The 22,442-nt window shown below is 65.6% G+C and carries 18 protein-coding genes; 13 read left to right on the forward strand and 5 right to left on the reverse strand.

Annotated features, from left to right (window positions below):
- Positions 1-98: 98 nt before the first annotated feature.
- From BMX96_RS16800 to BMX96_RS16810, 3 genes are all read left to right on the forward strand, one after another.
- Complete coding sequence (locus BMX96_RS16800; RefSeq protein WP_175481773.1) at positions 99-2,228, forward strand: flagellar hook-length control protein FliK; 2,130 nt, start codon at positions 99-101, stop codon at positions 2,226-2,228.
- Between the two features lie 9 nt (positions 2,229-2,237).
- Entirely contained in the window at positions 2,238-2,912 is a 675-nt protein-coding gene (locus tag BMX96_RS16805) for a flagellar hook capping FlgD N-terminal domain-containing protein (RefSeq protein WP_091846528.1), read from the forward strand.
- A gap of 458 nt (positions 2,913-3,370) precedes the next feature.
- Positions 3,371-4,234, forward strand: a complete 864-nt coding sequence (locus BMX96_RS16810; protein WP_175481774.1) for an aminoglycoside phosphotransferase family protein — start codon at positions 3,371-3,373, stop codon at positions 4,232-4,234.
- Here BMX96_RS16810 and ubiB read toward each other — a convergent pair.
- Positions 4,214-5,743: a 2-polyprenylphenol 6-hydroxylase gene (gene ubiB / locus BMX96_RS16815; RefSeq protein WP_091846530.1), complete on the reverse strand. Its 1,530-nt coding sequence runs from the start codon at positions 5,741-5,743 to the stop codon at positions 4,214-4,216. The two genes, BMX96_RS16810 and ubiB, sit on opposite strands and share 21 nt — an antisense overlap.
- Positions 5,744-5,746: 3 nt before the next feature.
- Entirely contained in the window at positions 5,747-6,502 is a 756-nt protein-coding gene (gene ubiE / locus BMX96_RS16820; protein WP_091846531.1) for a bifunctional demethylmenaquinone methyltransferase/2-methoxy-6-polyprenyl-1,4-benzoquinol methylase UbiE, read from the reverse strand.
- Positions 6,503-6,584: 82 nt separating this feature from the next.
- Here ubiE and mutM point away from each other — a divergent pair, with 82 nt between their 5' ends.
- The 10 genes from mutM to BMX96_RS16870 all read left to right on the forward strand — a co-directional run bounded on the left by mutM (position 6,585) and on the right by BMX96_RS16870 (position 20,489).
- On the forward strand, positions 6,585-7,436 hold the full coding sequence (mutM, locus tag BMX96_RS16825) for a bifunctional DNA-formamidopyrimidine glycosylase/DNA-(apurinic or apyrimidinic site) lyase (RefSeq protein WP_091846532.1): 852 nt from the start codon (positions 6,585-6,587) through the stop codon (positions 7,434-7,436).
- A gap of 63 nt (positions 7,437-7,499) precedes the next feature.
- Positions 7,500-8,276, forward strand: coding sequence for an enoyl-CoA hydratase (locus BMX96_RS16830; RefSeq protein ID WP_091846533.1), 777 nt, complete (start codon positions 7,500-7,502; stop codon positions 8,274-8,276).
- A gap of 168 nt (positions 8,277-8,444) precedes the next feature.
- Positions 8,445-8,708: a 30S ribosomal protein S20 gene (rpsT, locus tag BMX96_RS16835; RefSeq protein ID WP_091846534.1), complete on the forward strand. Its 264-nt coding sequence runs from the start codon at positions 8,445-8,447 to the stop codon at positions 8,706-8,708.
- Positions 8,709-9,240: 532 nt separating this feature from the next.
- A complete protein-coding gene (dnaA, locus tag BMX96_RS16840; protein WP_091846535.1) occupies positions 9,241-10,683 on the forward strand; it encodes a chromosomal replication initiator protein DnaA in 1,443 nt (480 codons plus the stop codon).
- 168 nt (positions 10,684-10,851) lie between these two features.
- Positions 10,852-11,970 (forward strand): DNA polymerase III subunit beta, encoded by a 1,119-nt coding sequence (gene dnaN / locus BMX96_RS16845; RefSeq protein WP_091846536.1) that lies wholly within the window; start codon positions 10,852-10,854, stop codon positions 11,968-11,970.
- Positions 11,971-12,049: 79 nt separating this feature from the next.
- A complete protein-coding gene (recF, locus tag BMX96_RS16850) occupies positions 12,050-13,132 on the forward strand; it encodes a DNA replication/repair protein RecF (protein ID WP_091846537.1) in 1,083 nt (360 codons plus the stop codon).
- Positions 13,133-13,170: 38 nt separating this feature from the next.
- On the forward strand, positions 13,171-13,791 hold the full coding sequence (locus BMX96_RS16855) for a LysE family translocator (RefSeq protein WP_091846538.1): 621 nt from the start codon (positions 13,171-13,173) through the stop codon (positions 13,789-13,791).
- 78 nt (positions 13,792-13,869) lie between these two features.
- Positions 13,870-16,287, forward strand: coding sequence for a DNA topoisomerase (ATP-hydrolyzing) subunit B (gene gyrB, locus BMX96_RS16860; protein WP_091846539.1), 2,418 nt, complete (start codon positions 13,870-13,872; stop codon positions 16,285-16,287).
- Positions 16,288-16,890: 603 nt separating this feature from the next.
- Positions 16,891-18,831 (forward strand): ATP-dependent nuclease, encoded by a 1,941-nt coding sequence (locus BMX96_RS16865; protein ID WP_091846540.1) that lies wholly within the window; start codon positions 16,891-16,893, stop codon positions 18,829-18,831.
- Positions 18,828-20,489 (forward strand): UvrD-helicase domain-containing protein, encoded by a 1,662-nt coding sequence (locus BMX96_RS16870; protein ID WP_091846541.1) that lies wholly within the window; start codon positions 18,828-18,830, stop codon positions 20,487-20,489. The genes BMX96_RS16865 and BMX96_RS16870 overlap by 4 nt, the downstream gene beginning before the upstream one ends.
- Before the next feature lie 273 nt (positions 20,490-20,762).
- Here the strand turns inward: BMX96_RS16870 and BMX96_RS16875 are convergent, their stop codons facing one another.
- The 3 genes from BMX96_RS16875 to BMX96_RS16885 form a co-directional block, all read right to left on the reverse strand.
- A complete protein-coding gene (locus tag BMX96_RS16875) occupies positions 20,763-21,659 on the reverse strand; it encodes a restriction endonuclease (protein WP_091846542.1) in 897 nt (298 codons plus the stop codon).
- Positions 21,660-21,704: 45 nt separating this feature from the next.
- Complete coding sequence (locus BMX96_RS16880) at positions 21,705-22,154, reverse strand: hypothetical protein (RefSeq protein WP_139210129.1); 450 nt, start codon at positions 22,152-22,154, stop codon at positions 21,705-21,707.
- A gap of 16 nt (positions 22,155-22,170) precedes the next feature.
- Positions 22,171-22,442 (reverse strand): transposase (locus BMX96_RS16885; protein WP_175481775.1); only part of this gene is annotated, 272 nt, incomplete at its 5' end.

The following is a 22,442-nucleotide window of genomic DNA, read 5'->3' on the forward strand; positions in this document are numbered from 1 at the left end:
GCGTCTCCTTGCGTCTCAAGGTCAGAAAATCCGATGGCGGTAAAGAAAAGGTAAGCTTTTGCGCGGAGTCTCATCCGCAGCGAGAGGACGGAACTCCAATGGTTCAGATCGAGACAATCGCATCGCAAGGCGCGCCAGTTCGGCCTCCCCGGTCCGACGCGCTACGCGGCGACGTGGCGGGTTTCCATCGGCTGATTGACCAATCCGGCGACCAGCGAACGTGGCATGATGCGGAACATCGCGGCAGCGGCGCGAAAACCGGCCGAGGCGCGCCAGCGGGCGACGCGCGCGGCCCGGCCGACACGGCTTCTGCGCCCGCGCGCGATGCGGCGTCGCCGGATCATCCCGGCGCTGACCCCGCCGATGGGGACGCCCGGTCGGAAACCGTCGCGCGTGTCCCCGCCCCACTGGAGTCAGACGTCGAGGCGGCCGTTCGGGCCCTGATCGGAGGACCGCGACCCGACGGCGGGAGTCCGGCCGACATCGGTGACGAAGGCATGTCAGCCAGGCAACCGCATCCGGACGGGCCGCGGGACCCCGTGCAGAACCACGTTGCGGAACAGGGGGTGGACCAAGGTCTGCCCGCTGTTCCGCAAATCCCCGATCGGCTGCCCGAGACGGAGATCCCATTGGGTCCCGCGCAAACGCAGGCATTTGCGTTGCCCCGGTCGCCGCGGTCCGAGGTGAGCACGGTCCGCTTGGACGGCGCCAACCCGCTATTTCAGCCGACGAAAGCCGCCGGCGCGTCCGTGCAGGTGCCCGTCTCCACATCTCCGGCGCGCTCCCTCAACGCGGACGACACCATGTCCGCCAAGACCCAGGAGATCGTTCTCGACCCCGCCGGGTTCGCAAGAAAAGCGTCTTCATCGGAACGGATCCAAGGGGCCGGCGGCGATGCCGCCGCGGCTGCCCGGGTTTTCGACGACGGGCGCTTGATGATCCGGCCAACCTCGGCTGCGACGATCGACGACGTCATGGCGAAGGCCGACGGACTGATCCCTAAGACCGCGGAATCCGCAGCCACCAAGGCCGGGACCATCCGGCCGGAAGTCACTACTTCCGGGCTCTCAGCCAGCCCGACGCCACCTGCGCGGGCCGTCGAAAGCGGGAAGATTCCATCACCCTCCGGGCAAGGCGGTTTTGCGGCGCAGCGCGGAGACGCTGTGCCTCTCGGGGCCACGGCACGTGCTGATGTGCCGATGACGGCCGGTCGTGAAACCCGGACGGTGTCAGTTCGCCCAGAAGCTTCCACGATGACCGTGGGCCCCAGCGTGTCCACGAAGGCTCCGGCGGTCGGCTCGCCAGGCCTTGATCAAGACATCGCACGGGCCGGGGGGGCGGTTCATCAGAACGGCCCGTTGGGTATTGCCCGTGATGCCGCCCGTCAGGAAGAACCTTCGGGCGCGATGTCATCCCGCGCCTCGGCATTCGCCGCGGACCCGGATGGACGAGCGGCGGCCCTCCCCTCCGGTCGGGGCGCCGCCAAGCTGACATTCCAATCCGCGCGTCCAACCGGATCGGAAACCCGCGATCTTGGGCCATCGGTCAAGGCGGTGTCCGAGCCGGGCGACACGCGATTGCAGGGCGGAATTCCGCCCGCTGCGCCCGGCCACGGCCGCATCGAAGCCTCACCGGCGGTGGTGCAAGCCATGGACCCGTCGAATGTTGCCGCGCCGGGAGATCATGCAAGGAAGTCGGTCCCGCCGCTAGGGATCATCGCGCAGGATGAGCGGGTTCTGGCGAGCGACGTCACGGTCGGCGCAGAGCGCCCGGCCCGTTCCGAGCCTGCACTCGCGGCCACACCATCCGCCACGCCGAACGCGACGGCGCCCCGGCCCGTACCGGCACAGATCGCGGTGGCCGTGGCGTCCGCGCCGGCCGGGACCTCGTCGATCGAGCTGTCCCTCGCGCCCGAGGAACTGGGACGCGTCACGATCACGCTCAATCGCGGCGAGGCGGGCCTGTCGGTCGTGCTTTTGGCAGAGCGGGACGACACGATGGCGATGCTGCGCCGCCACGGCGAGCAATTGCGCGAGGCATTCACGGCCCTGGATCAGGGCAGCGTCGACATTTCCTTCGCCGGCGGGGGCGCTGACCCCGAGCGACGGCGCGATGAGACCGGGCCGCGGTCCGAAGCAGGGTCGTCCGACCTGTCGGGCCATGCGGTGGCGGCCCAACCCAAAAGCCGGCCCGGCGCCCCGGACGGCCGTCTCGACTTGCGGATGTAGGAGAAGAAGATGATGGATCTCGGTCCCGTTTCGACCCGGAATTCGGGCGCACAGGCACAAAGCGGCTCCCAGGCCGCCGCCGCGGCGGACAAGCTCAGCTCGGATTTCGAGACATTCCTGCGGTTGCTCACGACCCAGATCAGCAGCCAGGACCCGCTGGACCCCATGAAGCCCGAGCAGTTCGCCTCCCAACTCGCCACGTTCTCGACGGTCGAGCAGAGCGTTCGGACCAATGATCTGCTGGAGCGTATCCTTGCCGGGCAGGGCGCGGGCGGATCCGGCGACCTTGCGGGCTGGATCGGCCGCGAGGCACGGGCGCCGATGGCGGCTCGTTATGACGGTGCGCCGGTGACACTGTACCCCGAACCGGCCGCCGCGGGCGACCGTCACGCGTTGGTGGTACTGGACGCATCGGGGACAGAGATCGACCGCCGAGTGATCGATGGCAGCGGTGACCCGGTGGCCTGGGATGGCCGACTGCGAACCGGCGGAGCGGCGCCCGACGGGGTCTATCGCTTCGTCGCCGAAAGCTATGAGGGCGAGAGCCTCGCCGCCAGCGCACCGGTCGAGACATATGCCCGCGTGTCCGAGGTCCGATTCGCGCCTGACGGCGCACGGCTGATTTTCGCGGGGGGTGTCGAGATCGGCGTAGAGCACGCTACGGCTCTGCGCGCGTTGGATTGACCGGACGGGCTGCTCTGCCGCGACCGACAGGGCCTGCTTGCGCGGCCGGGCAACGCCGGCTCGAGAAAAGGATTTGAAAGGAACTGCATGGGGAGGCCATTGGCTGCGTGGCGACAGGAGAAGAACTGCGAGACTCGCCGGCTTCGCGCTGCCACGACATCACGGCCTCGCCGCGAAGCGGCGATTGGCCGGAGAGGCGGCCGTTAAACGCCACGTCGTCGGGGGCCGCGAAGCGTGGCGTACGAGGGCGCGCACTCCGTTGCCGGCCAGGGCGCGGGCAGGTGCCTTGCCGCGTCGATGCTTGTCTGGGTCGTCGAGACGCTGGTCGCTTCCAACGAGGATCTCGATTGCTCGACTCGCATATTGTTCCGCCTCCGCCCGCAAGGGAATGCCTGTCGAATCGGGGGGCATGGCGATAGCTAGACGCCATGTGCCCGTCCGGACCCCGTCACGCCAACATGAACTGCCACGCACCCGCGCTGGCGGCTTGGCTGGCCGAGCGCGGTGTGATGTCAAAGGAGACACGTTGGACGCGCGTCCGAGCCGGGCGCAGCAACCGCGTGTGGCGCCTGGATTCGCCGGTCGGCGCGCCGCTGATCTGCAAGCTCGGGCTGCCCGACCACGCCACACCCATCTTCCCCAATGACCCGGCGGCCGAGGCGGCGGGGCTGGATCACCTCGCCCAAACCGGCCTGGCGCCCGCACCGGTGGCCGCCATTGCCTCGCCCTGGGGGGCGGTGCTGATAATGGAGGCATTGGCTGTCACCGGTCCCGCGACGCCCGCTGCGGTCGGCGGGGCGCTGGCCCGACTTCACCGGGTCCCGGTTTTGCCGGGAGCGCGAAGGCTTGTTCTGGACGGCGCCGTGCTGCTGGCGGAAGCGGAGGCAATGCTGGCAGCCGCGCCGCCGGTTTTGAGGGCCGCGATCAGCGCCATCCCTCCCGACACCCCTGCGCCTGAGACCGGATCCATCCGACTGCTGCATGGCGACCCGGCACCGGACAACGTGCTGGCGACAGCGGCGGGCATTCGGTTCGTCGATTGGCAATGCCCGGCCACGGGCGATCCGGTGTTCGACCTCGCCTGTTTCGCGGCGCCCTCGATGCGATTGGCAGCGGGCGTCGATCCGCTCTCCGACCACGAGCTAGACGATCTGCTGCGGGGCTACGGAGACGGGGCGATCGCGGCGCGGTTCAGACGCTGGCGGGCCTGCCTGTCCTACCGTTTCGCGGCGCATGCTGCCTGGCGGGCGGGGCATGGACACCCGGATTACGCGGCGGGCGCGCGGGCCGAGGTCTACCTGCTAGAGCATCTGTCCCGCTAGCACCCCGATCCCCATGGCCCCCAGTGTCAGGGCGGCGCCCAGCACGACCCAGGGTAGACGGGCGGGGCGCTGCGGTTCGGCCGGGCGGGATTGCGCAATCAGCGCGGCCTCGGCGATGCCGGGCAGCTTGGGGCCGAAACGGGCCAGCACCACGGCGGTCTTGCGCAGGTCGCGGACAAGCGCTTTCGGCCCGATATTGTCGCGGATGTATTCCTCGACCACCGGGCGGGCGACCTCCCAGATGTTGATCTGCGGGTTAAGCGAGCGCGACACGCCCTCGACCACCACCATCGTGCGTTGCAGAAGGATCAGCTCGGTCCGGGTTTCCATGCCGAACCGCTCGGTCACCTCGAAGAGATACGACAGCAGCCGGCCCATGGAGATACGGCTGGCATCCATGCCGAAAATCGGCTCGCCGACCGAGCGAAGGGCGCGGGCGAATTCGTCCACGTCGCGGTCGGCGGGGACGTAGCCGGCTTCGAAATGCACCTCGGCCACGCGCTTGTAATCCTTGCGGATGAAGCCGAACAGGATCTCGGCGTAGACGCGACGGGTGTATTCATCCAGCCGCCCCATGATCCCGAAATCCAGCGCGATGATGTCGCCGTCGGGCGCGATCTTGAGGTTCCCCTGGTGCATGTCGGCGTGGAAAAACCCGTCGCGCAGGGCATGTTTCAGGAACAGCTGCAGCACCCGTTCGCCCAGGGCGCGTCGGTCGTGGCCCGCGGCCTCGATGGCGGCGATGTCGTTGGCGGGAATGCCCTCGGCCCAGCCAAGCGTCATCACCCGGCGCGCCGAGGCGCCCCAGATGATGGCGGGCACGCGGAAGCCCTCGTCGCCTTCTGTGTTGGCGGCGAACTCGGCCAAGGCGCTGCTTTCCATGCGCAGGTCCAGCTCGCCCTGCACGACGCCGTCGAAATGCCGGATCACGTCCATGGGTTTCAGGCGGCGGGCCTGCGGGGCCAGCAGATCGACGATCCGCGCGGCGAGGTAGAAGGCATCCACGTCCTTGCGGAAGGCGCGTTCGATGCCCGGGCGCAACACCTTCACCGCGACCTCCTGCCCCGTTTCGGCCAGCCGGGCGCGGTGCACCTGGGCGATGGACGCGGCGGCAACCGGTTCCGAGAAGCTGGAGAACAGGGTGTCGGTCTCGATCTCGAGCGCGCGTTCGACGGCCTCGCGCGCCTCGGACAGCGGGAAGGGCGGCAGCTTGTCCTGCAGCACCCGCAGCTGCGCGGCCAGCTCGTCGCCGACCACGTCGGGCCGGGTCGACAGCACCTGCCCGAACTTGATGTAGGCGGGCCCCAGAGCGGTCAGCGCGCGGGTGGCGGGGGGCTGCGAGGGGTCGCCCTTGTAGCCCAGCCACTTGAACGGCCAGCCGAGGATTCGCGCGGCCAACCGGACCGAGGGCGGCGCCGAGAACGCCTCGAGCACGACGGGCATCGCGCCCGTGCGCTCCAGAGTGGCGCCCGTGCGAACGAGCCGCCAGATGTTGTGGGGTCCGCGCACGTCCTAGAGCTTCCAGCCGGAGTGGAGCGCGGCGATCCCCATGGACAGGTTGCGATAGCGCACCTGCTCGAACCCCGCGTCGCCTATCATGTTGGCGAAGGTTTCCTGATCGGGAAAACGGCGGATCGATTCGACGAGGTACTGATAGCTGTCACGATCGCCCGCGATGACCTGCCCCATGCGCGGGATGATGTTGAAGGAATAGAGATCGTAGATCCGCTGCATCATGTCGTTGGGGATCTGGCTGAACTCCAGCACCATCAGCCTCCCGCCCGGTTTGAGGACGCGGAACGCCTCGGACAGCGCATCGGGGATGCGGGTGACGTTCCGGATGCCGAAGCTGATCGTGTAGGTGTCAAAGCTGTTGTCGTCGAAGGGCAGGGCCATGGCGTCGCCGACGACCCAGTCGAGCTTGTCGCCCAGCGCCTCGGCCTCGGCGCGCTTGCGCCCCTCGACCAGCATGGGCTCGGTCAGGTCCAGCACCACGGCGCTGGCGCCCGGCGCACGGCCGAGGAAGCGGAACGCGATGTCGCCGGTGCCGCCTGCCACATCCAGAAGCCGCTGGCCCGGCCGGGGCGCCAGCCAGTCCATCATGGCGTCCTTCCACAGGCGATGGATCCCCACGGACATGACGTCGTTCATCACGTCGTATTTCGACGCCACCGAGGAAAAGACGCCGTGCACCCGGCCCGCCTTTTCCGATTCTGGCACGGTCTGGTAGCCGAAATGGGTGGTGGTGTCGTCGCGTCCGTCGCTCATCAAGTGCGCCCTTCGTGGTTCCGTCTTGCCATATAGCCCGACGGCCTCGATATAACGACCCGCCCGAAATCGGAAAGCACCGATGCCCGAATTGCCCGAAGTCGAGACCGTGCGCCGCGGCCTGACGCCCGCCCTCGAGGGCCGGGTGATCGCGCGCGCCGAGATCCGCCGCCCCGATCTGCGCTGGCCGTTCCCCGACCGGATGGCCGAGCGGCTGACGGGCGCGCGAATCGACGCGCTGGGGCGGCGGTCGAAATACCTGCTGCTGCACCTGGACCGGGGCGAGACGCTGATCGTGCACCTGGGCATGTCGGGCCGCATGGTGGTCGAGGACGCGCCGGTGGGGGTATTCCACCTCGAGACCGGGCGGCTGGCGCAGCACGACCACGTGGTTTTCCACATGGATCACGGCGGGCGCGTCGTCTTCAACGACCCGCGCCGCTTCGGGGCCATGGACCTGGTGGCGACCGACCGGCTGGAGGACCACTGGCTGCTGGCCAAGCTGGGACCCGAGCCGCTGGGCAACACCTTCGACGAGGACCACCTGGTCCGCGCGTTCCGGGGCAAGGCGACGCCGGTGAAGGCGGCGCTGCTGGATCAGCGGATCGTGGCGGGCCTGGGCAACATCTATGTCTGCGAGGCGCTGCACCGCGCCGGCATCGCGCCCACGCGGCGCGCGGGCCGTATCGCGGCGGCGCGGGTGCGGGGGCTGGTGCCGGTCATCCGGCGGGTGTTGGACGACGCCATCGCGGCGGGCGGATCATCGTTGCGCGACTACCGCCAGGCCGACGGCGCGCTGGGCTATTTCCAGCACACGTTCCGCGTCTACGACCGCGAAGGGTGCCCCTGCGTGACCGACGGATGCGACGGCACGGTGCGCCGGATCGTGCAGTCCGGGCGCTCCACATTTCATTGTCCGGTGTGTCAAAGATAGTTTGACCGCCCGGCGGGCGCTGTTAAGGCTGCTGATCTGATGAAACAGTGAGGGGCCATCTCAATGGCGTTCAAGTCCATCATCGTCGAGATCGAAGACCACGTCGCGCTGATCCGGCTGAACCGGCCGGATGCGATGAACGCGCTGAACAGCGCGCTTCTGGGCGAGCTTGGCCAGGCGGTCCGCGAAGCCGACCAGAACGAGAAGGTGCGCTGCATCGTCATCACCGGGTCGGAAAAGGCGTTCGCCGCCGGGGCCGACATCAAGGAGATGGCCGAGAAATCCTTCGTCGATGTCTACAGCGACAACCTGTTCGGCGACAGCTTCACGCCGCTCGAACAGTGCCGCAAGCCGATCATCGCCGCGGTGGCGGGATACGCGCTGGGCGGTGGCTGCGAGCTGGCCATGGTCTGCGATTTCATCATCGCCGCCGACACCGCCAAGTTCGGCCAGCCCGAGATCAACCTAGGCGTCATCGCGGGCCTTGGCGGCACGCAGCGCCTGACACGGCTGGTGGGCAAGTCCAAGTCCATGGAGATGCACCTGACCGGTCGGTTCATGGATGCCGAGGAGGCCGAGCGTGCGGGGCTGGTCAGCCGCGTGGTGCCCGCCAAGAAGCTGATGGAGACCGCCATGGCGGCGGCCCAGAAGATCACCGAGAAGTCGCAGCTGAGCGTCGTCGCCTGCAAGGAGGCGGTGAACCGCAGCTACGAGACGACGCTGGCCGAGGGGATCCTCCACGAACGCCGCCTGTTCCAGTCGCTGTTCGCCACCAACGACCAGACCGAGGGCATGGCCGCCTTCCTGGAGAAGCGCGAGGCGCAGTTCCGCGACCGTTGAACCGATACCGCACCGCAGGGGGTTCACAAGCGCCCGGCGCTGGTGTATGCGCCCCGCCATATGCGCGTGAGACCCGCCCTGGTCGGATTGCCCGGTCGCCTTGAGCACCCGGGGTCGGAGTCTTCCGTGCGCCAAGACATGCTGATGACCCGATAAGGATCCGATACAATGGCCAACACGCCGCAATCCAAGAAGCGCGCCCGTCAGAACCAGACCCGCGCCCTGATCAACAAAGCCCGCCGTTCGCGTATCCGCACCCACCTGCGCCGCGTCGAAGAGGCGATCGCCTCGGGCGACAAGGACGCCGCCACCACCGCCCTGCGGTCGGCCCAGCCGGAACTGATGCGCGGCGTGACCAAGGGCGTCTTCCACAAGAACACCGCATCGCGCAAAATGTCGCGTCTTTCCGCCCGCGTGAAAGCGCTCGGATAAGCGGCAAATTGCGAAAATGTCACGGTTGAGAAAGCACGCCACGGCGTGCTTTTTTCGTTCTATGCGTGTGCTTGAACCGGTTTCCACGATGTTTCAAAGGGCTACGAGATTCGGGTCCACGAAAGCGTGAGTCAATCCGAATTGTGTCATTGCGAGAGCGTGAAGCCGCGGTCTAACTTCGTGTTGCGATTCACGATTGGGGGGACATGGGGCGGCCTCGCGCCGGAAGGTTCCGAAAGAAAAACAGGACCTGACCCCGCCGAACCGAAGAAAATCGCCGCTGCAGGATGTGTGTGCTGCCTCTATGGGCCCTGCTCGGTGAACGCTTTCGGGACGGTTAATGTCCAAGTTAGGAACGGGCAGTGGTGTCTCGCGCCGAATGGCGCGATGGCTGATTTGTTTCCGAAGCGTGGCGGATTGCCGGCTCTGGCCGGTCATCGACTGTTGCCACCGCCTTTCAACCCCTGCGTGTATTGCGGCGCAGAGGCCCGCGGGGGCATGGGTTACGGCAACAGGGACAGAAAGATTGGAAATGACTCAGGAGATTTGGACGCGTGTGTGTGAGCGGCTTGAGGGCAAGGTCGGGCGAAACAACTTCGTGGCCTGGATCGATCCTCTGCAGTTCGACAGCCTGTCGGACGGCGTGCTGACCTTCGGAGTCCCGTCCAACTTCATGGGCAACTGGGTGGATCGCTACTTCCGCGATTCGATCCTACAGGAGGTCCACGCGCAGACCGGGCAGGACGTGCGCCGTTTGGCCTTCAACGTTCAGCGCCCGGCCAATGGCAAATCCCGTCCCACGGCGCGCGCCACGGGCCCGCAGACCGCAGCCCACCGCCAGCCCGATGCGCCCCGGCCCGCGGCATCGACCCCCGCGCCGGCGGCCGCGCCCGCTGCGACCCCCGGAAAGGTCGCCCGCGCCCCGCTTTCGGACCAAGGCGCGCCGCTGGATGAGCGTTTCACCTTCGACAACTTCGTGGTGGGCAAGCCGAACGAGCTGGCCCACGCCGCCGCCCGCCGCGTCGCCGCCGGTGGGGCCGTCTCTTTCAACCCGCTGTTCATGTATTCGACCGTCGGTCTGGGGAAGACCCACCTGATGCACGCCATCGCCTGGGAGCTACGCGCCAAGCGGCCGGACCTGCGCGTGCTCTACCTGTCGGCCGAGAAGTTCATGTACCAGTTCGTGCAGGCCCTGCGCGACAAGCAGATGATGAACTTCAAGGAGCTGTTCCGCTCGGTCGACGTGCTGATGGTGGACGACCTGCAGTTCATCGCCGGCAAGGACAGCACCCAGGAAGAATTCTTCCACACGTTCAACGCGCTGATCGACCAGCGCAAGCAGGTGATCCTGTCCGCCGACACCGCGCCCGGCGACATCGAGGGCATGAGCCAGCGCATCGTGTCGCGCCTGCAGTCGGGGCTGGTGGTGGACCTGCACCCCACCTCGTACGAGCTGCGCCTGGGCATCCTGCAGCAGAAGGTCGAGCAATTCTCGCCCGAGTTCGCCGGCGTGACCTTCGACGACGGCGTGCTGGAGTTCCTGGCCCACCGCATCTCATCCAACGTGCGCGAGCTCGAGGGGGCGCTGACCCGGCTGTTCGCCCACGGCGCCTTCATGGACCGCGTCGTGGACGTGCCGCTGGCGCAGGAATGCCTGCGCGACGTGCTGCGCAGCTCGGAAAAGCGCGTGACCATCGACGAGATCCAGCGCACCGTGGCCGACCATTTCAACATCCGCCTGTCGGACCTGCTGGGCCCCAAGCGCAACCGGGTCTACGCCCGCCCGCGCCAGATCGCCATGTACCTGTCGAAGGTGATGACCGAACGCTCGCTGCCCGACATCGCCAAGCGTTTCGGCGGCCGCGATCACACCACGATCATGCACGGTGTCCGCCGGATCGAGGACCTGCGCCAGGACGACGTCCAGATTGAGGAGGATCTGACCCTTCTCATGCGGGCGCTGGGCAACCGCTGAACCGCGGGTCGGGCGGTTTGCGCCGTGCCGCCGCCCCACCGGTGTCGCGAGCTTAGCAATCGGGCCACAGGGGCCGGTTTTTTCGTGCCTTTCCCGTTGCATCGCGGCCTGTTTCGGCTAGCGTGACCGTCCCGACACATGCGTGTCGCCTTGACGTGGGAGCGTGACATGAAAACCAGCATCGAGCGTGGCGCCCTGCTGCGCGCCGTGGCCCGGGCCCAATCGGTGGTCGAGCGGCGCAACACCATCCCGATCCTTGCCAATGTGCTGATCGAGGCCGAGGGCGACACCGTCACGTTCCGCGCCACCGACCTGGATATCGAGGTGGTCGATCACGCCCCGGCGAAGGTCGAGCGGGCGGGCGCCACCACCGTGAACGCCGTGACCTTTCACGACATCGTCCGCAAGCTGCCCGACGGCGCGCTGGTGAACCTGACCGACGACGGCGCCTCGGGGCGGCTGGCGGTCGAGGCGGGACGGTCGAATTTCGCGCTGGCCACGCTGCCGCGCCAGGATTTCCCGGTCATGGCCACCGCCGAGTACACCGCCAATTTCACCGCGCCGGCCCCCGTGCTGCGCCGCCTGTTCGACAAGTCGAAATTCGCCATCTCGACCGAGGAGACTCGGTACTACCTGAACGGCGTCTACATGCATGTCGCCGATGGCGAGGGCGGGCAGGTGCTGCGCTGCGTGGCCACCGATGGCCACCGCCTGGCGCGCGTGGACGCGCCGCTGCCCGAGGGGGCCGAGACCATGCCCGGCGTCATCGTGCCGCGCAAGGCGGTGGGCGAGCTGGGCAAGCTTCTGACCGACGACGACACCGAGATCTCGGTCTCGGTCAGCGAAACCAAGGTGCGCTTCGCCACGCCCGAGATCACGCTGACCACCAAGGTCATCGACGGCACTTTCCCCGACTATACCCGCGTCATCCCCACCCAGAACGCCCGCAAGCTCGAAGTCGACGCCAGCGACTTCGCCCGCGCGGTGGACCGGGTCGCCACCGTCAGCAGCGAACGGTCGCGCGCGGTGAAGATGCAGCTGGAGGACGACCGGCTGATCCTCTCGGTGAATGCGCCCGACGCAGGCAATGCCGAGGAGGAGCTGGTCGTCGCCTATTCCGACGATCGGCTCGAGATCGGATTCAACGCCAAGTACCTTCAGGAAATCGCCAACCAGGTGGACCGCGAGAATGCGGTGTTCCTGTTCAACAGCGCCGGCGACCCGACGCTGATGCGCGAAGGCGACGACACCTCGGCGGTCTACGTGGTCATGCCGATGCGCGTGTGACCCGGACGGGCCTTGGGGGGCCAGCCCCCCGAACCCCCCGGAGGTATTTCAAGAAAGATGAAGCCGGGGGCGCGCACCCATGCACGTGACGCGCCTGGAGCTTTCCCATTTCCGCACCCATTCCCGCACCGTGCTGGACCTGGACGGGCGCCCACTGGCGATTTTCGGGGCGAACGGCGCGGGCAAGACCAACCTGATCGAGGCCGTGTCGATGCTGAGCCCCGGGCGGGGTCTGCGCCGCGCCACCGGCGACGACATGGCGCAGAGGCCCGCCGCTTTGGGCTGGCGCGTGGGCGCCGAGGTGGTTCGCGGGCCCGAGACCCACGAGATCGACACCCGCACGGCGCCGGGGCAGGGGCGATCGCTGCGCGTCGACGGCAAGGCCGCGCCGCAATCGGCGCTGGGGCGGCTGGTGCCGATGACCTGGCTTCAGCCCAGCATGGACCGTCTCTGGATCGAGGGGGCCGAGGGGCGGCGGCGGTTCCTGGACCGGTTGACCCTGAGCTTCCTGCCCGGTCACGCCGAGGTCTCGCTGGCCTACGAGCGCGCGATGCGCGAGCGGAACCGGCTGCTGAAGGACGGGGTGCGCGACGCGGGCTGGTACGCCGCGCTGGAGGCCCGGATGGCCGAGGCGGGCGCCGATATCATCGCGGGTCGCGCCATGGCGGTCGCGCGGTTGCAGGCGGCGCAGGAGGACGCGGCGACGGCGTTTCCGGTCTCGGACCTGGCGATCGCCGACCCCGAGGATGCGCCGCCGTTCTCGGCCGAGGCGCTGGCGGCGGGGCGCGGGCGCGACATGGCGGCGGGCCGCACGCTGACCGGGCCGCACCGGGCCGACCTGACGGCCGTGTTCCGTGCCAAGGGCGTGCCCGCCGCGCAATGTTCCACCGGCGAGCAGAAGGCGCTGCTGATCTCGTTGATCCTGGCCAATGGCCGCGCGCTGCGGGCCGAGACGGGGCACGCCCCGCTGGTCCTTCTGGACGAGGTCGCCGCGCATCTGGATGCCGGACGGCGTGCCGCGCTTTACGACGAGATTTGCGCGCTGGGCGTGCAGGCCTTCATGACCGGCACCGGCCCCGAGCTGTTCGACGACCTGGGTGACCGGGCCCAGCGGGTCGAGGTGCAGGACGAGGACGGGCAGAGCCGGGTGGTCCTGCATTAGGGCTTGCGCCCGCCGCGTAACGCGCGCTTGGTCGCGCCATGACGCTGTCGCCCACCGATCTGTTTCTCTACGCCGCGGGGCTTTTCGCCCTGTTCCTCACGCCCGGCCCGGTCTGGGTGGCGCTGCTGGCGCGCGCGCTGTCGGGCGGATTTCACGCCGCCTGGCCGCTGGCCCTGGGCGTGGTCGTGGGCGACGTGCTTTGGCCGCTGCTCGCCATCCTGGGCGTGTCGTGGGTGGTCTCGATCTACGGCGGGTTCCTCGACCTTTTGAAATGGGTGGCCTGCCTCGTCTTCATCGGCATGGGGGCCGCCATCCTGCGCCACCGCGACGCCGAGATCGGACGCGACAGCCGCCTGACGCGACCGGGGATGATGGCCGGATTCCTGGCGGGGCTGGCGGTGATCCTGGGAAACCCGAAGGCGATCCTGTTCTACGCGGGGATGCTGCCGGGCTTCTTCGACCTTGGCGCCCTGACGGTTTTCGACATCGTGGTGATCTGCGGTCTGTCGGCCGCCGTGCCGCTTGTCGGCAACCTGATCCTCGCGCTGAGCGTCGACCGGGTGCGGGCGATCCTGGCCTCGCCCGCCGCGGTGCGGCGGACGAACACGACCGCGGGGATCCTCCTGATCGGCGTAGGTCTGGCGATCCCCTTCGTGTAACACCAAATATTGTGCCCGGCGCGTGACAAGGTGGTGAAAAACCACTAGAAACCGGTGACAACAAATGTGCAGGCGGACATGAGCGAACAGACCCTTCAGCCGGAAGAATACGGCGCGGATTCCATCAAGGTTCTCAAGGGCCTGGAGGCCGTGCGCAAGCGCCCGGGCATGTATATCGGCGACACCGATGACGGATCGGGCCTGCACCACATGGTCTACGAGGTCGTCGACAACGGCATCGACGAGGCCTTGGCGGGCCACGCGGACGCCGTGACGGTGATCCTGCACCCCGACGACAGCGTTTCGGTCAGCGACAACGGCCGGGGCATCCCGGTCGGCATCCACGAGGAAGAGGGCGTGTCGGCGGCCGAGGTCATCATGACCCAGCTGCACGCGGGCGGGAAGTTCGACCAGAACTCGTACAAGGTGTCGGGCGGCCTGCACGGCGTGGGCGTATCGGTGGTGAACGCCCTGTCCGACTGGCTGGACCTGCGCATCTGGCGCGACGGCAAGGAGCACCACGCCCGGTTCGAGCGGGGCGAGACCGTCAAGCACCTGGAGGTCGTGGGCGACGCCGAGGGCCGCAAGGGCACCGAGGTGCGGTTCCTGGCCGCCACGGACACGTTCAGCAACCTGGAATACAGCTTCGAGACGCTGGAAAAGCGCCTGCGCGAGCTGGCCTTCCTGAACTCGGGCGTGCGCATCATCCTGCGCGACGAGCGCCATTCCGAGCACCGCGAGGCGAACCTGTTTTACGAAGGCGGCGTGCGGGAATTCGTGAAATACCTCGACCGCTCGAAACAGTCGGTCATGGCCGAGCCGATCTTCATCTCGGGCGAGCGGGACGGGATCACCGTCGAAGTCGCCATGTGGTGGAACGACAGCTACAACGAGATGGTGCTGCCCTTCACCAACAACATCCCGCAGCGCGACGGCGGCACCCACCTGGCGGGTTTCCGGGGCGCGCTGACGCGGACGATCAACCTTTACGCCGGCAGCTCGGGCATCGCGCGGAAGGAGAAGATCAATTTCACCGGAGACGACGCGCGCGAGGGGCTGACCTGCGTGCTGAGCGTGAAGGTGCCCGACCCGAAATTCTCGAGCCAGACCAAGGACAAGCTTGTGAGCTCCGAGGTGCGTCCCGCGGTCGAGGGCCTGATGAACGAGAAGCTGGCGGAGTGGTTCGAGGAGAACCCGAACGAGGCCCGCAATATCGTCACCAAGATCGTCGAGGCGGCGCTGGCGCGCGAGGCGGCGCGCAAGGCCCGCGAGATGACGCGCAAGAAGTCGTCCTTCGACGTGGCGTCGCTGCCCGGCAAGCTGGCGGATTGCCAGGTGAAGGATCCCGCCCAGCGCGAGGTTTTCCTTGTCGAGGGCGACAGCGCCGGCGGCTCGGCCAAGCAGGGCCGCGCGCGGTTCAACCAGGCGGTTCTCCCGCTGAGGGGCAAGATCCTGAACGTCGAGCGCGCCCGCTTCGACCGGATGCTGGGCAGCCAGGAGATCGGTACGCTGATAACGGCCCTCGGCACCGGCATCGGCCGCGACGAGTTCGACATCGAGAAGATCCGCTATCACAAGATCATCATCATGACAGACGCGGACGTGGACGGCGCCCATATCCGCACGCTTCTGCTGACGTTCTTCTTTCGGCAGATGCCTGAAATCATTGAGAAAGGGTATCTCTATATCGCGCAGCCGCCGCTCTACAAGGTGATGCGCGGCAAGTCCGAAGTGTACCTGAAGGACGAGGCCAGCCTCGAGGACTACCTGATCCAGCAGGGCGTCGACGGCGCCGTTCTGCGCCTGAAGGACGGGCAGGAAATCGCGGGCAACGATCTGCTGCGCGTGGTGGAAGAGGCGCGCGCCGTGCGCCGCATCCTGCAGGCCTTCCCGACCCATTACCCGATGAAGATCCTCGAACAGGCCGCCATCGCGGGCGCCTTTGCCCCGGGGCAGGCGGATGCTGACCTGCAAGGCACCGCAGACCGCGTGGCCGCGCGGCTGGACCAGGTCGCGCTGGAATACGAAACGGGCTGGCAGGGGCGGATCACCCAAGACCACGGTATTCGCCTGGCGCGCGTCCTGCGCGGCGTCGAGGAGATCCGCACGTTGGACGGCGCCGTCCTTCGGTCGTCCGAGGCGCGGCGGCTGGGCGAGCAGACCGGCGCGTTGCAGGGCGTCTACCGCGACCCCGCCAAGCTGGTGCGCAAGGAACGCGAGCAGCTGATTCACGGTCCGCTGGACCTGCTGGACGCCATCACCGACGAGGGCGAGCGCGGGCTGACGCTGCAACGCTACAAGGGCCTGGGCGAGATGAACCCGGACCAGCTGTGGGAAACCACGCTGGATTCCGAGGCCCGGACGCTGCTGCAGGTCAAGATCGAGGACGTGGCCGAGGCCGACGACATCTTCACCAAGCTCATGGGCGACGTGGTGGAGCCGCGGCGCGATTTCATCCGCTCGAACGCGCTGTCGGTGGAGAACCTGGACACCTAGTCAAATTGTAGGTGAGCGGGTGTTTTTTCGCGTTGCGCATATTTTTTCGTGTCGCGGGCACCCGACACCAACAAGAATACACTTATTTTTAGATATTTAGGTCCCAAGCTGCGAGAGTAGCTTCGCGGGTCTCGTTATCGTTCTTCTCCGCAATACAGTCTCGATCGCAAATCGCTGTCGACCGATGTCGTGCATCGGCGCGCCCATTGCCCATCAGTGATCCTATGGACGAAGATTGGGCCGCAATGGGGCCGTGTCCGGACAGTCTGGTGGGACACCCGGCGGTAAGCTGCCAATCAGCGTCTGGGCCACAAGGCGAAGTTTGCCTGGTTCACTTGCGACCCCAAGGCGGTCGTTTCAAGTTCACCGACGCCTTCCCGAACACCGACATTGCGGGCACGCCCACTACGGCGGGATTGGGGCCGTCAGCCAAAGTCCGGTTTCGGGAGCGAGCTTGGACGACAGACACGTGTTTGCTTCAAGATAGGGTTTAAGAATCTTGCCCAGAGCGCCAATTCCGGTCCGGCCGCTTTTTGGCGTATTGGCTTGCCCAAGAATAGGCGCCGAAGTAGCTAAACGGCGAGTGCTCACGGGAGGGGGAACATGAAACTTGTCCGCTTGCGGCTCAGCAACTTCAGATCGTTCTGTAATGATTTCGTAGAACTGGATTTGGACGATCTGACATTTCTGCTCGGCCCGAACGGCGCCGGCAAGACGACGGTGCTGCAAGCTCTGGCAAGACTGTTCAGTCTCGATCCTGCCCAGCGCAAGATCAGAAAATCCGACTTTCACGTCCCGCATGATGAGAAGCCCGAAGAAGCGCCGGCGGAGCGCAAGCTCTGGATTGAGGCAGATTTCGAGTTTCCCGAGCTGGTGGGCAATGGCAATGAAGAGGCGCCTGCGGTTCCCGGAAGCTTCGCGCATATGCAACTGATGGGGGTCGATGGGCCAGCGCAGGTCCGGTTCCGGCTCGATGCTACGCTCGACCAGGATGAGGATATCGAAGAGAACCTCACCTACGTCATGAAGGTCGATGCTGAAGGGAACCCGCTGGAGCAAGGCCGGGTCGCAAAGCACGATCGGAATGCCATTCAGGTGCACTACCTGCCAGCTCGGCGCGATCCTGCGGACCATATCTCTTACTCGGCAAATGCGCTGCTGGGCCGCGCACTGCGTTCGGCGGACTGGGCGGGCGAACGCGACAAGATCTCCAATTTGACCGATGAGATCAGTGCGACCCTTGCCGGCAATGCAGCCATTGAGGGCATGACGGACGCATTGTCGGATCAGTGGGGAAATCTGCATAAAGGCAGTTATTTCGCCGACCCATCGATTTCATTCGGTCGGAGCGAACTGGAAAACCTCCTGCGCCACCTGAACGTCGGATTCACCCCAGGCCACGGCGAGCAACTGGTCGATTTCACTCGCCTGAGCGACGGGCAGCAGTCGATTCTCTATCTCTCGATCGTGCTGGGTATGCACCAGATCGGAAGTGATGTGCTGAGTGGCAAGATGCCGGATGCCTTTGACATCGACAAGCTGCGGCCGGCCGTCTTCACCCTGATCGCCTTGGAAGAGCCCGAGAACAGCCTATCGCCGCATTACCTGGGACGAGTCGTCCGAGCCCTCGAAGAATTCGCCGGGGGACAGGATGCGCAGGCGGTGCTCGCTACGCACTCCCCGTCGCTGATGCGCCGCGTTCCTCCGGAAGCCGTCAGATACATGCGGCTCGATGAAAAGCGCACTACCGTCGTGAGGCACATCGAGCTTCCCGAGGAGGCGGAGGCGCACAAGTTCGTTCGCGAGGCGGTCCAAGCCTTTCCCGAACTCTATTTCTCGCGCTTCGTCGTTCTCGGGGAGGGTGACAGTGAGGAAGTCGTGCTGCCGAGGCTTCTGGCGGCCGAGGGGATACTCGCTGACGACGCATCAATTTCGGTCGTGCCGCTCGGCGGCCGGCACGTCAACCATTTCTGGCGACTCCTTCATGGACTCGGGATCCCTCATGTGACCCTGCTGGACTTGGATCTGGCGCGATTTCAGGGCGGGTGGGGGCGGATAAAATACGCCGCCAGGCAACTACTGGCATATGGTGACGTGACGAGGGCGGGGTTCACCGCCACCCAGGTGAAATCAATCCCCGTGTGGGATGATAAGCAGGGCCTGATGCTGGCAGACGACGGGTGGTTCAAACGCCTTGAAGAACACGGCGTCTTCTTCTCCTCACCGCTCGATCTCGATTTCCTCATGATGACCGCCTACCCAAACGCATATGGCGTGGAAGACAAGGAGCTCGAGGATCCGGAAGAAGATGCGCTCAAGGCGGTGCTGGGCAAGAAGCACGACATTGTCGACGGCCAATATGAGGATGACGAGCTCGAGTACTTCGACGCTTATCACAGGCGGTTCAAGCTGGGCAGCAAGCCCGTGTGGCACATCCAGGCGATGGCCAGCCTGACGGACGAGGAACTGAAAGAGGAGATGCCCGAAGTCCTCGAGCGGTTGCTCGCACGTGTCCGCGACGACCTAAAGGCGTTGCCGGAATGATGCGCGTTGACCGCTGGGTTCCATCGGACAACCTCAAGCTCGAGCCGAATGCCCTCCTTGCGGCAACAGAGACCGAGAGAAACCTGACGCTGACCGCAGGGCCAGGAGCGGGCAAGACCGAAATGCTGGCGCAACGGGCGGACTTTCTCCTCCGCACCGGCACCTGTCGTTACCCCAAGCGCATCCTCGCCATCTCGTTCAAGGTCGATGCGAGCCACAATCTGAAGGCACGCGTCCGCAAGCGCTGCGGTCCCGAGCTGGCCGCGCGGCTCGACAGCCACACATTTCACGCGTTCGGCAAGCGCATCATCGACCGCTTTCGGCTGGCGCTCACCGGGCGCGATGCCCTTGATGCGGATTACAGTGTCGGGCCGGCACGGGTCCAGAGAGAGTCGATCACCTTCCAAGACATGGTGCCATTGGCGGTTACCATCCTCGAGACCAGCGCCATCGCCAGGAACTCCATACGACAGACTTATAGTCACGTGTTTCTGGACGAGTTCCAGGACTGCACCAAAGAGCAGTATGCGCTGATCAAAGCCTGCTTCCTCGACTCAGGCGCGATGCTCGTTGCCGTCGGCGACACCAAGCAGCGGATCATGGGCTGGGCTGGGGCGCTCGAAGGCATCTTCAAGACCTATGCTGCGGATTTCGACGCGAAAGCGCTGAACCTCTATCAGAACTTCCGCTCTGCGCCGCGACTTCGCCGGATGCAGAACGCGATGGTGCGGGTCATGGACCCGCCTGCTGCGCTTGATGACGACGAACTGCAGGGTGACGATGGCGAGATCGAGATCCCTCACTTCAAGAATGCCAGTCAGGAAGCCTCACATCTGGCCGACACGATCAAGGGATGGATCGAGAATGACGGCCTGGACCCTTCCGACATCGCGGTGCTGGTGAGCAAGCAGCAGAACCTCTATTGCCAGGAGTTGCGAGCCGCATTGCGGGACCGGAAGGTTCCGTTTCGCGAGGAAGACCAGACGCAGGACTTCGCCTCCGAACCGGTTGTTCGTCTGATCACCGATTTTCTTCTTGTGGTCGGGGGAAGCGCACAACCGGAAGCGTTTCGCCGCCTGCTCGAAGCCATCGTCTACAGTGAAGGTCTCGATGAGGAACAGGAATATCGAGCCCGCTCGCGATGGGAACGGTTCGTCGCGGACATACGGGCGAGGGCGGCGGCGGGACAGATCGAACATGCCGATCGCGATGCGCTCGCGGCGCTGGTGGCGGAGCTGATCGAACTGGTTGGCCGGGACGCTGTCGTCGCCCTTTCCGCAGACTATGCTCAGGGCAACAGGCTCGATCAGTTGATAGAGGATACCGTAACCCGCATATCGCAGTTGACTCAGGATGGAACGGACATCGGCCCAGCGCTGACGGCGTTCTCGGCCGATCGCTCCGTCAGGATCATGTCAATCCACAAGAGCAAGGGGCTGGAGTTTCACACCGTGATCATGATGGGCGTCGAGAACGAGACTTTCTGGGGAAAGATCGCCGAGGAACGACCGGCTTTCTTTGTCGGCATCTCCCGTGCCAAACAGCGGCTGGTGCTTACGATCTGCGAGCACCGGGATCGTCCGGACGGGGCCAAGAACTGGAGCACGGAGCGTTCGCCTCAACAGGAGTTTGTCGGTTATGCGGAGGCCTACGCCTAACCCACTCGATGAGCCTTGAGTCCGTAGCCATGCCCGGGCCGCTACGGGACAAGACCATCGGACCCTGAGGAGCGGCGGTGCCCATCGTCATTCTGGGACCTCGGAAGGATAAGCTCCCCGAGGTAGAAATCGATGCCTTGGTGCGGAATGCGCCATACCTCCGCCTCGAAAGGTTCCGTGGACGCTTGCCGAAGTCGGAGCTCCTGTCTCGGGAGCAGTCGGACTCGCATTCGGGCGATTGATCCGAACCTGACCTACACGGGTGGCTGAAATCTACGGGAAGAGCTCTCGTGTACGCGCAAAGGGCTTCTTGCGCTCCACTGCGTGTCTGAGCTTCTCCCGGATCACCTCGTCGAGGTGCAGCCCTCTGCTCAGGATGTCCAAGATGTCCATGCCGTCCATCAGGATGATCTGGCGAGAGGAGAAGGCCGCGAAAGCGTCATCAGAAAAGCCCTCGTAGCTGATGAACATTCCCCGGGCCCAGAGCGGCCTCTCGGAGACCTTCACTTGGAAAGCATGAAGCGTCGCTGCGTTGGTCTTCTCGCTCTGCCACTTGGCTTCCATCAGGTAGACCTCGTTGGTGTGCACGAACGACCCATCGATTTGCTCGCCAGTGTTCCGAAACCCGCCTCGAGCATCGAGTTTCCAGGCATCGAAGAGCCTCGTCAGAAATCCTTCGAAGGCATATCCTCTTGGTTGAGGCGACATGCCGTACAGCTGGAGAAACTCGTCGCGCAGTTTCTGGCGCTCAGTTTCCAAAGGTCCGTGTCGCTCGGCTTCTGGTTTTGTCGCAATGGCCTCTTCAGGAGGCTGCTGGTCATGGGAGGGCAGCGCACTCCCGCCCAGCCTCTCGACGATATCGGACAGTCGCGCCCAACAGTTGTGGATCGTCTCTTCCTGTCCAGCTTCGATCCGGGCTATCTCACGGTATTCCCAGAGCGCGGTCAGCAGCCGTGCCACAGCAAGGGGCTGCGCCTTGCGAAGGAACGCCCGCAACCTTTTTCCCTTTGAACCGGTGTCTTCGTTGTAGGCTTCATCGTAGATGTCGACGCCGATTTCGTCCTGGAAGAATTCGGCGAAGGTCCGGTTCGAGAAGTCGAGGATATAGCCGCTCGACATGCCCGTGAGCTCATCGACGAGCTTGATCTCGATGGGTCTGAGATTTGCCATGTTCAACTCTCTTAGGGATCGTTGGCAGCTGCCAGCAGGCCGACCTCACCGGAAAGCACCGGCATCCCGGGCGACATGACGCTTGAGCTTCTCGTTGATGGCCATGAAGAGGCGCTCGAACCGATTGACGGCATCCCGGGTCAGCACCATGTCAGGTGCTTGGCCCATCTTCTCGAGAAACAGGCGAGCCGGGCGTGTCTTGCTGAACTCCACGTCCGCGCCCTTGAGGGCCTGCTCCATGCGCTTCGCCAACCTGGGGATTCGATCGTTTACGGCGATCTTTTTCTTGCCGAGGTCGGGGGAATGGCTTTCCCGAACCAGCCTCTCGTAGACATCCGCGTCGAGAAGGTCCTCGACGTCGGCTTCCAATGGCCGGGAGCCATCATCGAATGCGTCGCCGATAGAGAGGATATTCTGATCGCGCAGGACTTTCCGCTTCGCCAAGGGTCGTGTCTCGAATGCTGTGGAAATTCCCTGGCAGCGTGTTCCGGGCATGTGAAGGTTCGGCCTCTCAGGCGGCGAGGTCAAGGGACATGGGTCCGAGGGGCTGAGAGAGGGTCTCCCATCCGTCGACCTTGCGCATCTGGATCTGGCCGGAGGCGAGCAGCGCCCACAGCAGCATGGGCACGGTCTCTGCGCATGGCAGCACGGTCTGCGTCTTGATGCGGCGCCGAAATTCGCCGTTCAGCCGTTCGATGGCGTTGGTCGTGCGCGCGGATTTCCATTGCGTCGGATCGAGCCGTGTGAAGGTGAATAGCCGGTCGCCTGCTTCTTCCAAGCTGT

Source organism: Palleronia pelagia (assembly GCF_900110115.1).
GTDB lineage: Bacteria > Pseudomonadota > Alphaproteobacteria > Rhodobacterales > Rhodobacteraceae > Palleronia > Palleronia pelagia.

Bases quoted from the DNA above. Each gene is read 5' to 3' on its own strand.
- BMX96_RS16800 (WP_175481773.1), top strand. From the start codon at position 99: ATGGTTCAGATCGAGACAATCGCATCGCAAGGCGCGCCAGTTCGGCCT.
- mutM (WP_091846532.1), top strand. From the start codon at position 6,585: ATGCCCGAATTGCCCGAAGTCGAGACCGTGCGCCGCGGCCTGACGCCC.
- BMX96_RS16810 (WP_175481774.1), top strand. From the start codon at position 3,371: ATGAACTGCCACGCACCCGCGCTGGCGGCTTGGCTGGCCGAGCGCGGT.
- dnaA (WP_091846535.1), top strand. From the start codon at position 9,241: ATGACTCAGGAGATTTGGACGCGTGTGTGTGAGCGGCTTGAGGGCAAG.
- dnaN (WP_091846536.1), top strand. From the start codon at position 10,852: ATGAAAACCAGCATCGAGCGTGGCGCCCTGCTGCGCGCCGTGGCCCGG.
- rpsT (WP_091846534.1), top strand. From the start codon at position 8,445: ATGGCCAACACGCCGCAATCCAAGAAGCGCGCCCGTCAGAACCAGACC.
- gyrB (WP_091846539.1), top strand. From the start codon at position 13,870: ATGAGCGAACAGACCCTTCAGCCGGAAGAATACGGCGCGGATTCCATC.
- BMX96_RS16865 (WP_091846540.1), top strand. From the start codon at position 16,891: ATGAAACTTGTCCGCTTGCGGCTCAGCAACTTCAGATCGTTCTGTAAT.
- recF (WP_091846537.1), top strand. From the start codon at position 12,050: ATGCACGTGACGCGCCTGGAGCTTTCCCATTTCCGCACCCATTCCCGC.
- ubiE (WP_091846531.1), bottom strand. From the start codon at position 6,502: ATGAGCGACGGACGCGACGACACCACCACCCATTTCGGCTACCAGACC.
- BMX96_RS16855 (WP_091846538.1), top strand. From the start codon at position 13,171: ATGACGCTGTCGCCCACCGATCTGTTTCTCTACGCCGCGGGGCTTTTC.
- BMX96_RS16880 (WP_139210129.1), bottom strand. From the start codon at position 22,154: ATGCCCGGAACACGCTGCCAGGGAATTTCCACAGCATTCGAGACACGA.
- BMX96_RS16805 (WP_091846528.1), top strand. From the start codon at position 2,238: ATGATGGATCTCGGTCCCGTTTCGACCCGGAATTCGGGCGCACAGGCA.
- BMX96_RS16875 (WP_091846542.1), bottom strand. From the start codon at position 21,659: ATGGCAAATCTCAGACCCATCGAGATCAAGCTCGTCGATGAGCTCACG.
- BMX96_RS16870 (WP_091846541.1), top strand. From the start codon at position 18,828: ATGATGCGCGTTGACCGCTGGGTTCCATCGGACAACCTCAAGCTCGAG.
- BMX96_RS16830 (WP_091846533.1), top strand. From the start codon at position 7,500: ATGGCGTTCAAGTCCATCATCGTCGAGATCGAAGACCACGTCGCGCTG.